This window comes from Desulfobacter sp. UBA2225 (genome assembly GCF_002348205.1).
GTDB lineage: Bacteria > Desulfobacterota > Desulfobacteria > Desulfobacterales > Desulfobacteraceae > Desulfobacter > Desulfobacter postgatei.
The window spans coordinates 1-10988 of sequence record NZ_DDYV01000134.1; the positions used below are offsets into that span (position 1 = coordinate 1).

At 48.2% G+C, this 10988-nt stretch carries 8 protein-coding genes; all 8 read right to left on the bottom strand.

What is annotated here, in order from left to right; translation table 11 throughout:
- Positions 1 to 16 precede the first annotated feature (16 nt).
- Entirely contained in the window at positions 17 to 358 is a 342-nt protein-coding gene (locus B3D59_RS07215) for an RRXRR domain-containing protein (protein WP_286818655.1), read from the bottom strand.
- Between the two features lie 325 nt (positions 359 to 683).
- Positions 684 to 2315 (bottom strand): hypothetical protein, encoded by a 1632-nt coding sequence (locus B3D59_RS07220; protein ID WP_286818656.1) that lies wholly within the window; start codon positions 2313 to 2315, stop codon positions 684 to 686.
- Entirely contained in the window at positions 2316 to 2666 is a 351-nt protein-coding gene (locus B3D59_RS07225; protein ID WP_286818657.1) for a cupin domain-containing protein, read from the bottom strand.
- Positions 2667 to 2723: 57 nt separating this feature from the next.
- Positions 2724 to 4799: a transglutaminase TgpA family protein gene (locus B3D59_RS07230; RefSeq protein WP_286818658.1), complete on the bottom strand. Its 2076-nt coding sequence runs from the start codon at positions 4797 to 4799 to the stop codon at positions 2724 to 2726.
- Positions 4796 to 6142, bottom strand: a complete 1347-nt coding sequence (locus B3D59_RS07235; RefSeq protein ID WP_286818659.1) for a DUF58 domain-containing protein — start codon at positions 6140 to 6142, stop codon at positions 4796 to 4798. The genes B3D59_RS07230 and B3D59_RS07235 overlap by 4 nt, the downstream gene beginning before the upstream one ends.
- Before the next feature lie 3 nt (positions 6143 to 6145).
- Positions 6146 to 7078 carry an AAA family ATPase gene (locus B3D59_RS07240; protein WP_286818660.1) on the bottom strand — a complete coding sequence of 311 codons (933 nt, stop codon included), beginning with the start codon at positions 7076 to 7078 and terminating at the stop codon, positions 6146 to 6148.
- 271 nt (positions 7079 to 7349) lie between these two features.
- Positions 7350 to 8957 (bottom strand): hypothetical protein, encoded by a 1608-nt coding sequence (locus B3D59_RS07245; RefSeq protein WP_286818661.1) that lies wholly within the window; start codon positions 8955 to 8957, stop codon positions 7350 to 7352.
- Positions 8954 to 10988: MFS transporter (locus B3D59_RS07250; RefSeq protein ID WP_286818662.1), on the bottom strand; the 2035-nt coding region annotated here is incomplete at its 5' end. The genes B3D59_RS07250 and B3D59_RS07245, both read right to left, overlap by 4 nt.

Consider the following 10988-nt stretch of genomic DNA (forward strand, 5'->3'; position numbering starts at 1 on the left):
ATCGAAGATCAAGGCGTTACAGAAAAACAAGATATCGAAAGGCAAGATTTCTGTAACGCCTTGATCTTCGATACTGCCTTCGGGTGTCCAGCTTCGATTTGATGTCCGACCGCAGGGTAAGTTCTTCCTGAAACAGCACTTTTCCACGGGAGACCGCAGCAATACCGACCTGAATGCCGCCATCATCGATACCCACAGTCACCGTCTGGACATGCTCCGTGGTCTCATAAAGCAGTTGGATGACAAACGGCGTCCGTTTGATCATCCTGGCCTTACCTTTCTTGAGCAGAATCCTGGCATTTGCCGGATTTGTAGGCATCAGCCATTTTCCTGATTGTGATTTGACATACACTTTCATGAAATAAACCTTTCGGTTACCAACACCCTCCGAAGAGGGGTAAGATTCGCCTCGCCAATGTTCAGCAGGCTTCGCAATATGGTTGACCGCCCCTACCTCACAGGGCTTTTACAGAGCCACGATAGTGCTTTGGACTGGCGAATATATCCAAAGGTATCTACATCCTGCCGAACGTAGTCAGTTAAGACTTAGGATAGTCAACTTGGGCTTTTACAAGCCCCCTTCTGAATCTGTGATTCAGGAGGGGTAGTTGACGGCCCATATCCGGGGTGTGGCTGTATTCGGCCTTGAAATGCCACAGAACTCCATGCGCATTCGCCGGTTATCATGACGACAGCACTTTCCGGCAGGCAAAGGCAAAATCTTCGGGAAAACATCCGGCGATAAAGCGCATCTGGGCCTCGGAAAAGGTGCCCGGCGCATAGGGCAGACGCGGGATAAACGAGTACACAAGGTGTTGCTCGGTGACCGGGCTGTTAAACCGGCCTGAAAATTCCACGCTTGTGACCATCTGTGCGCCCAATGTTTCCAGGGTCTGTACGGCTATACGGATGCCGGTGTCCAGGGCATTGCGGGTTGCGGTGTCGGCGGAAAGCACATGGGGGCAGGGGGCTTTGGTCATCAGCATCAGCTCCCATTCACTGACCTGGGCCTTGGGGGCAAACAGCATGACTTTGTCGTTTTCCCAGACGACCAAATCATTGGGACCGTCCGGGTTCGTGTCTGTTCGCTGGTTGTTTTTAATGGCCTTGATAAAGGCGGTAAAAAAATCTGTGTTGTAGGCGGCTTTATACTCCCGGATAAAGTCAGCCACAAGATCCCCGCAGGAAAAACAGGGATAAAGGTTGCCGTCGCTGTCAAAAATGCTTTCCGGAATCATGGCGTTCTGCTGGTGGATCATCTGGTGGGAGGCATGCAGCCGGTGTCCGGACTGGGCAAACCCGAATCCGAAATTCCATCCCCATAACGCCCCTGTAAAAAAGGGAGACTCACTGTCCAATGGGCTGCGGTCCCCCGATACCAGGGCATCCATAATTTCCGTGCGCAGTGCCTCAAGTTCATCTGTGGACAGGGGGCGGCCGGTTGCCGGCAGCGTCACGCCCAGCATCTGGGCAAGGCGTACATAGATGCGCTGGTAATACAGATGCCGGATACCTGCCATGTCAGACGGGGTCATGTCATTGGCCCGGTAGCGGATTTGGTCATTGGCCATGTTAGTGGCATAATGGCCCCAGGGAATGTATGAGTTAGCCCGCATATATTCAAAAACATGGGTGTTATCCAGGCTTTCTCCCACAATGGGGCTTTCTCCCTGAATGCCGGGTTTGAGTACCATCACCTCTTTATAAACATCGGGCAGGGCCGGATTGTTGCCAAGCACATCATAAAGATCATGGTCGTGGATGACCGGGAAGAGCCAGCCTTGATTGTTCTTTCCAAAGGAAAGACCCGTGGGCGGATGGTCCTTACCATTATCATATACAAAATCGCAGGCAAGGCCGGCAAGTGCACAAAGCTCCTCCGGGTCCGTGGACGCCTGGGCCAGTGCCAGTTTCAGGGGGCGGGGAAGCAGTTCCAGCATCTGGGTCACAGTATTCCGCTGCACGCCTTTTCCCTTTTGCCACTGTTTCAGACAAGCGCTTAAGGAGCAGTCCGACCGGGCGGGAAGGCATATGGTATCGGGACGTTCCGCCTTGCGGTCCGCCCAGTCGGAATTGATAAAGGTGCTGCCCCGGAATGGAAACGCATTGGCGATTTCATAAATTCGGTCATCCGCGCTTGCCTGGACCTGCCCCTGGGGATAATTCTGCAGGTTTTTCACAGGCCTGCCATCAGGAAGGCGGCCAAGCACATCGTCAGTGCTATTTTGCCTGAAATTATCCACATCAAATCCAGGTTTGTGGATTCCCACTACAAATTGCCCCTGGGGGGTGACGCAGGTTCTGGGCGCTTTCATCTACATCTCCGGGGCTTTGGAAGGCACCAGGCACAGAAAGGCAAGATGTCCGTCCGAGCTGTTTTTTATCTGGTGGTCAACATTGGGGGGCACATAAACTGCGGTCCCCTGGGAAATGTCATGCCACTGATCCCCGAGAAGCACCTCGCCTTTGCCCTCAACCACGTAAATTTCATGTTCCCAGTCATGGGTATGCCGGGGGGCATGACCGCCGGCTTCAACGTCAAATCTTCTCATGCAGAAATTGGGGGCGCCGTCATCCTTACCGATGAGTACCCGTCCCGTAACACGTTTGACCATGTCGTTGTTCATTTTTGTGCCGCAAATATCTGTATAGTGTGTTGCTTTCATTTTATCTCCTTTAAAACCGCGCTGTCCTGCCGGTTTGGTAATGACTTATGTGTGAATTTAAGAGCCTGGGTCGGAATTGTCAATGCCTGTTCCTGCGCCGGATTTGTCCCGGACCGACCTGCCGGGATCGGACAGCTTTTGAATCAGCCGGTCTGTTTCTGCTTCCAATATTGCCAAATCATTACCGGAAATGGGCCGAGGGCCAAAACGAAGCTGTTTGTGAATCCGGATAACAGTCATAAGGGATGGGATATCCTGCGGGGAAAAGGTTTTTTCTTTGACTCGCATGAAAAATTGTTCATAGGTTTCATGGGGTTTTCTTTCAAACCCGGAACGGGCAAGTTTTTTTTCTAATTTTCGGATATAGAAGTCAGGAAGATGCTTAACAGGCCCTGATGGATCATGGTCTTGTTCATGAAGATTGCTTTTTTCCTTTTTTTTATCTTTCCTGAGCAATCGCCTGATCATCAGGATGCCAAGGGGCACCAGAAGCCACAGCAGTTTCTTTTTGGTTTCCGGGTTGCCCCAGCGCAGCAGAGCGAATCCGTATTCGATCATGGAAAACAGGTCGGGAATCGCGGTCATTATGAAAAGGCTCTCTTCTTTTTCTGTCCAGGATGGCGGGGTTGTATCAAAAAAAATCCATCTGCCGTTGACAAAAACTTCGGTCCAGGCGTGGGCATGTTTTCTGCGCACAACGATTTTGTTTCCCATAAAGCTTTTCTCAAAGGCCATATATCCGGCTGCATACCTGGCAGGAATGCCTGCGGCACGAAGGAGAAATACCGTAGCTGTTGCAAAATATTCGCAGTGCCCGGTTTTGGTTCGGGTCATAAACTCCGTGATGGGGGATGCTTGATCACCGGTTTTAAGATCAAGGGAATAGCTGAAATTTGAAAAAAAATATTTTTTTATTTCCGGCAGTACCTTTTGAGCCGGTTTGTCCGGTCCAAACCCGAGCGCAACAGCCAGGTTTTGGAACAATGCCTTTTCCCGATCCGGAATGAGAAGGTCAAGCTTGCCCGGCGGCAGGATTTTTGTACCGGGATCGCCATAGCTGACATCATAGATCATAAAGCCCGGGGCGTCATCGACCACAAATGTGCCCAGCCCGTTTGTTCTGATACTGGAAATAGCGATGCAGTTCACTTCAAGTGCGTTTTCAGGCGCTTTTAAGATTCCTTTGGTTTTTTTCATTCGGGTCAGGATGGTCAGCTTTGGCCTGCCTGACAGGGGTTGGCCTTCCTGCTGTGCCTCTGCTTTCCGACGGTTTGAAACACGTTGCAGACCGGTAATAAAACGGCCGTCTTCTGCTTGTGGCACAGGTTCGAATTTGTTTTGGGTCGCAGTCCACATGTTGCCTGAAAGAAATGTATAAGCCGCTTCTTTTAAAAGATAGGTAGCCCCATCATCATTTTCAGGGGGGATTACTCTGAAGACGATTTTGTTGGAAAGTTTAAGCCGGCCAATCTGGCCGATCGCTGTTGTTCCCCTCAGCGGATCGGCACCGCCGTCAAAAAATCGGCCCCAGGCCCGCCGGGTCACAGCCTTCTGGGCATGATGAAGACCTGTCTGCAGGAAAAAACCCATGATTGAGGCAACTATGGCGGCTGCAACCCATATCCGGATATCTGCTCCCCGGGTACGCTGGAAGAATAGCACAACGACAATGATGGCAAGGGCAAACGGGTAATAGGGGAACAGGCGATTGTTGGCCGCAGCCGAAGAGGTTAGGCAGATGATGATAAACGCAAGGCTTAGATTTATTCTGACCGCGTTTCGTTCTTCTATGCGCTTTTTTTTGAGCAAATAGAGGGAACGAACATCAATATCTCCTGCGGCACTGTATTCCTGAACAACAATCAAAGGAAATGCGAAAACAGGAAGGTAGCGCAATATGTTCGCCAGCGCCGTTTCAATTTCGAGTGAAACAAAATAAATAATGGCACCGGCAAGGCATACCATACAGGTATCGCTGAGTTTATTCACCTGATCTAAAGAGGGATCCCATCGTGCCTTTATGATCCGGGCAAGCTCGATAACAATGCCCATAAAACAGGCCGGGAGCAGATAACCGGTCTGGTGCCCCCAGAAAACAAGGGCCGCAGCCATGGTCAGAGGGATCGTTTTCATGGGATTTGTCCTGCCTTGTTCAAATTTGCCTGAATATTGCCGGGATCAACCAGGTGGACAGGAGCACCGGGGGATGCCGCATTTGTGTCGGCCACAAGAAAGGCGGCTGTGGCGATGCCGTTTGCCTTCAAAGTGTTGAGAAAGTCTAAGCGTTCACTGTCCAGGCAGTTGAATATTAAAACGCAGCCGCTCAAGAGCTGTCTGTATTTGAGTACGGCCCTGGATACCGGTGCAAAGGAGCTCTCTGTTGTGGGCTGAATCAATGCAAGGATTTCTATAATTTTTTTGTTTCCCAAAAGCCCTCTGCCTGAAGCGTAATGATAGATCCGGTTGCCTGCAAAGAAAAGATCCAGCAACGATTCGCCCGTGACCAGTTTTGACACATAAGAGGCGGCTAAGCTTACGGCTGTTTCAAACCCTTGGGCTGCGCCTTCAGGTGCATAAGTATCCAGGATCAGCGCATGCCTGACAAAGTGTTCGTCCCGGTTTTCCCGGATGATGAGTTTCCCGGTTTTGGCAAGGCTTTTCCAGTGGATCAGGCGCATGGGGTCTCCGGGTCTGTACTCCCTTAAAGAGATGAACTCATCGGAGTTGCCGATCTTTGATGTCAAGGCAATGCCGCCTGTATGGTGCTTCCTGGACCCGGGCAGATCCAGCGCCGGGACATTGTATCGCCTGGGCAGAACAAGAAGCCGTGCTTCACTGGTTGTATGATAAAAGGCACGCATGAAACCCAGGGGCTCTTTTTTAAGAAAGGTGAATCCGTTTAAATGAATGTAGCCCCGGTTCAAAGGCGTCAGTTCCCCGCGGACGGCAACCCGGCTCTTTGGTGGAACCGCCGGCACCGGCCGTCGGGTTACAACGGCGTTCTTTTTTTGGTGGATCAGCCACTGCCAGCGCTGCACTTTGAGTTTTCTGTCCCAGGGATTACGCAAATGTTCATGGGGTTCCCTGGTATTGGCAAAGGCCTCGAGAGAGGGGATGGGGCTGCTGAAACGCTCCCGGATTTCAAACCCCTTTTTAAGGCGGTTTGTCCTGTTTTCAACAAGGATGGTGTAGCTGACAGGGGTGCCTGCAGTGGTGTATTCCGGCAGAATTCGTTTTGCAAAAAGACCTTTGGGGGCTTTAAAGGAGAGGATGGCGGAAACGGCAAACACTGAGAATAACAGGGAGAAAAGCTGGTAAACCATGCTTCTGAAGGTATCCAGGCCAAGGCAGGCGGTCAGGATCAAGGCATAGATCAAAAAATTGCCGGCCATGGAAAATTTGTTTTTCTTCCAGAAACCGAGCCTCCCAAGGCGTCTATATGCACGGTAAAGAAATTTTGTTGATGCCTTTTCCACATTTTACCCCGGCGCTTTGGTGGATTTGACAATATCGTGAATCGTGCCGGCGCTTGAATTGCCGGAAAAACTAAATTCCGGGTTCAGGACCAGGCGGTGGGCTATCACGGGTATGGCCAGTTCCTGGATATGCTCGGGCGTGACAAAATCACTGCCTGAAAAAAGGGCATAGGCTTTGGCCGTCTTCATCAGGGTGATGGAGGCTCTGTGGCCGGCGCCCAGGGTGATGCCCTTATGGGTCCTGGTTTGCCCCACAAGGTTCACAATATAATATTTAAGCTCTTCGCTGATGAAGACGTGATCCACTGCCTTTTTCATGGCCAGGATTTCCGGTTTGGTAACGCAGGGAACAACCGTATTAACCGGCTCTCTGGTCTCCTGGTTTGTCAGGATGGCCACTTCGTCCTGGGGACCCACATAGCCCATGGACAGTTTTAAGGCAAAGCGGTCCATCTGGGCCTCGGGCAACGGGTAGGTGCCCCTGGACTCGACAGGGTTCTGGGTGGCAATGACAAAAAAGAAATCATCCAGTTTCAAAATTTTTCCGTCAATGCTGATCTGGGATTCTGCCATGGCTTCAAGCAGTGCAGACTGGGTTCTCGGCGATGCCCGGTTGATTTCATCGGCCAAAAGAATATTGGTAAAGACCGGGCCTTTATGAAGCCTGAACGCCTGTGTTGACGGATCAAAGATCGAGACACCGCAGACATCCGAGGGCAAAAGATCCGGTGTGAACTGGATCCTTTTGAAATCTGCGTCTGCGGAAAAGGCCAGGGCCTTGGCCAGGGTGGTTTTACCGTTGCCGGGCGCATCTTCAATCAGGATATGCCCGCCTGCGGCAAAGCCTGCAAGCAGCAGGGCGATGGTGTTATCCTGGCCTTTTATAACACCGGCAATGCTTTGAAACAGCTTTGTGTAGGTGTCAAATCCCGTCATGTTTCTTTTGTTCCTTGACTGATTTGGGTGAACTAAGCTGCTTGTATCGGGGCAAGATAACAGCATTAGTAGTATACTTTAAGATACCATATAAAATAACCATTCGTGTTACAATTTTTTTTGGGGCTTTTGTTGCGTTTTAAAGTCTTGGAGCCTGTTTGAAAATTAGTCATTATATGGGCTTAGCCTGGGTATTGATGGTCAGATTGGTCCATGGCGTTATTGGGAGCCTTACCAGGCTCGTTCAGTCTACGCTGCCGGAATAAGTTGTTCAGACAAGAGGAATTTTGTCTCTAAGCAGTGCATGGCAAAACATTGAGACGTCCCGACTCCATTTACTATACCGATCAGGGAAGGGGACGATATCAGGAATGGTTTCGAACAACGAGGCTAAATGCGCTTCTTTTATCGTTAACTGCTTAATTTTAGAGATGTCTTCCTTGTTTAGGCCGCCCCTGGCGATAATTTCTATAGGTCCTGCAGGGATTAAATAGTCCTCCCCTGCTTTTGTCATTACAGCCTGCATTCCCGAAAGATAGCACCCTGTCGGTACTTTTTCAGTCTGACTGCATATCTCCTTCATGCTTGCATGTTTAGCTAAAACATTAATGATTCCCTGTTGCATGCGGGGAAGATATTCGCTTTGGTAATATCCTCCAATACACCCAATACCTCTTGCCAGAGAAATACTGGTGTAACATGTGAAAAGGGATGGCAGCAAACCGCCATTTTTAAGCGCATCAATAACGCTTAAAGGTGCAAAAGGAAGCGTATAAATCTTACCGTGCTCATCCTTTCCTTTTAACCGGAGTTGACCGGATGACCGGCTTTCGAGGACCATGGGAATCAATTTGTTTTTTAAACCCACACCCCAGAAAAAATGGGTTCCGCAATTTCCTAAAGACTTTTTAACACCATTGTTGCTACAATCTTCCATCAATCTGAGGTCAAGTTTTTTCCCCTGCCAACAAGCCGGGGCCCCATCCAGATCCGATATCAGATCCCCGGCAATATCGGGGTCAAACATCAGCCTGTGAATCAAAGATGACGCGTCCGCCAAATCTTTTATCAAAAGCCTGGAAACAATTGCTTCCAGATCCATGTAAACCAGGTCCAGTGGCATATCAGAATTTGCAACCATGCGTTTCCACAACCGATGATTTAAAACAACGGACTGCTCTGAATAACTTTGCCATCCCTGGGAAACTGTTTGGGCATAATCTGTCTCGAGGATATCACGCAGTACATTGCCATATTCGGGCAAAAGTTCTCCCTGGATTATCAGCTTTCCGGTCCGGTCAATTGCCCTTTTAACCTGATCTCTGTCAATGGGGCCAACTAAACTGACGTAACTTGTTTTTAATTTGTCTGAGAATAGAGGCATTTTTTGTGGCATCCCGGCACAATCGTTTTTAGCCGTATGATAAAGTAACATACCCCTGGGAAACGTCAGATTGTTTAACGGCACATTGGCACATGCAATTACCGGTATCGTGGATTGTGTCGGATTCATGAAAGAGAGAATGAGGGAAAAAAGAAAGGTCCCCTGTACCGATTGGGCGAAAAAGTCGACACCATGATGATTCGCGGTCAGTGCGACCGGTGTTCTCGAAAGGTCCATCACGGTCCGGCGGGCAATGGATTCACCATGAATTGGCAGCAGGTAGTCATAAACAACTTCATAAAAATCGTCCTTTTCTTGACAACCATTTCCCATCGGCAACGGGTAGTGGGCTATGTACTCGGCGATGGTTGCATCACCGTGTTCTGCAAGGGCCTTTTTAATTATGGATGAATGCTTGCAAACCAAGTCGAAATAGACATTCGTCAAAGCCTGAAGGCTATTATCTTGTTTAGGATGTGAAGATATCGGTTTCATAAAAAACGTTCGTAATGATTTTTATCTTTTAAAGTAAATAGAAAAAAGAGAAGGGCGGTAATCAGGTAAATTAATCCAAGGTTCGTAATGCTCATTCTGATGTTTTCCGATAAAAACAGCCCGCTGAAAATAATAGGTCCAAGTGCCTGACCAAGACGACTGATGGCTCTGAATATACCGATGGCCTTCCCTTCGCCAAATGCATAAGTGACCTTTAGGCGAAGCAGATATGTGCTTTGGGAGGCGATAATAAAACTGCTTGAAAGCCCGAGCAAAAAAATGGCAAATGTCACGGCTGTCAAGCCCTCGAAAAAATAAAACATCAGAAAGGCAAAACTGCCCAGAAGACAACCCACAAACACGTAGTTTTTTTTATTGTCAAATCTATCCACAAATTTGGCAATAACCGGCCCTATATAAATGAGACTAAAACCGTACAGCATCAGTTCTCTGCCGATAGTTCCCTGGGATGTTCCGATTCGGTTGAGGTAAACCGGACTGAAATAATGTAGGAAGCCAACAGCAGCAAAAGCTGCCGGAAGGCTACTTAAAAAGATCAAACTGAGAACAATTCTGTTGCTGAAAAATGCAAACACAACTTTTTTACCCGGCCTGCTTTTGGGGGCCGATGCGGACTGCAGATTGCCCGCCGTCGTGCCGCCTGGTCGAATCATCGCCTTTCTCATGAAGACCAGTGGATAGAAAATTGTTATATAAAGAATCACGGCACCAATAAAGAAAACCCCGCCATATCCGATTTTTTCTACCAGTAACGCACCTGTTGCCCCGCCACAAATACTTCCGGCATACAATCCGGATAAAAATTGTGCAAAACCTCGAGCCCTGCTTCTTTCATTGCTGAAAGCAATAACAAAACCTTGGGCAGCCAGCAGCGTAAGACCATATCCTATACCCACAAGCCCTCTTGATACTATAAAATGGATTACGTTTGGTGCCAGCCATGAGTAAAGCGTACCGCTTCCCGCCAGAAATAAGCCGACCAGAAAGGGTTCATGCCATCCTCTTCGATCGTTCCAAAATCCACTTAAGAAAATGGCTATACCGACAAAACAAAATTCTATGGAAATCGGCAATCCCATCACCGTATCTTTGGAAAGTCCCCAAAGGGGGGTATAAAGTTTTTCCATATGCAGAGGAATAAAAGACATGCAAAGATCCATGCCGAAAAGGAACAAAAAGGTAACGGGTCGGATTAATCCAAAATGAACCACCTTGGGGGTTTTTTGTTGGGATGTCGGCTTATCGATAAAGTGAAAAAGAAATATCAGCAACTCCACAAGGAAAAGTATACATACAGCGATAACTGTGACGGCATTTAAAATGAGATTACAGGCTTCTCGCAGGAATTCAGTCTTTGATATTCTGATAATAATGGTTCCTGCAACAGATGTTTTGTTTTTGTTCAGCAGCGCTATTTCGTGGGTTTTGTTTAAATAAGAAAATTTTTTAAGAAATGCTTTTACCCAGGAAACATCCCCAAAGGATAGTGTTTTATGGTCGCTCTTGCTCGCAGCAAAAACCCGGTTTTTTTCAGAATCCAGAACAAGGATGGAATCTATAATCGAATACGCATTGACAAGTTCATCAAGCCGACCGTCAGACTTCACTGCACCTGGAAGCGTCAGCCCCATGTTTAAGTGTTTTTCAATATTGGTTTTAGAAAAGTTTAAAGCCATCTTTACCTGATTTTTGGCAATATCAACATACTGCCTGGAGGCAGTATAGGTGTTCAGCCCCGAAAATAGGATAATGATGGGCGCAATAACATAAAACATGGAAGATGTAATTCTTTTTCTTGGAAATTGCTCATCAGCAGGAGAGTTGTGCAGGATATTTACAAGAATCCATAGCAGGAGGCTGCCTCCTGTGAAAAACAATATTACCCCAATACCAATCTGTCTTTTAATGCTGATACTGGAGGATGTTTGTGTCCGGTATTGAGTGAACGAAACGAGAACAGATCCAATCCATTCCTTTTGGCGGTTTTCAATTGGGAGATGGAGAAAAAAT

What these genes read in the sequence shown, in the direction of transcription:
- B3D59_RS07230 (WP_286818658.1), bottom strand. Translation starts at nt 4,799, where the DNA reads ATGAAAACGATCCCTCTGACCATGGCTGCGGCCCTTGTTTTCTGGGGG.
- B3D59_RS07225 (WP_286818657.1), bottom strand. Translation starts at nt 2,666, where the DNA reads ATGAAAGCAACACACTATACAGATATTTGCGGCACAAAAATGAACAAC.
- B3D59_RS07220 (WP_286818656.1), bottom strand. Translation starts at nt 2,315, where the DNA reads ATGAAAGCGCCCAGAACCTGCGTCACCCCCCAGGGGCAATTTGTAGTG.
- B3D59_RS07215 (WP_286818655.1), bottom strand. Translation starts at nt 358, where the DNA reads ATGAAAGTGTATGTCAAATCACAATCAGGAAAATGGCTGATGCCTACA.
- B3D59_RS07245 (WP_286818661.1), bottom strand. Translation starts at nt 8,957, where the DNA reads ATGAAACCGATATCTTCACATCCTAAACAAGATAATAGCCTTCAGGCT.
- B3D59_RS07240 (WP_286818660.1), bottom strand. Translation starts at nt 7,078, where the DNA reads ATGACGGGATTTGACACCTACACAAAGCTGTTTCAAAGCATTGCCGGT.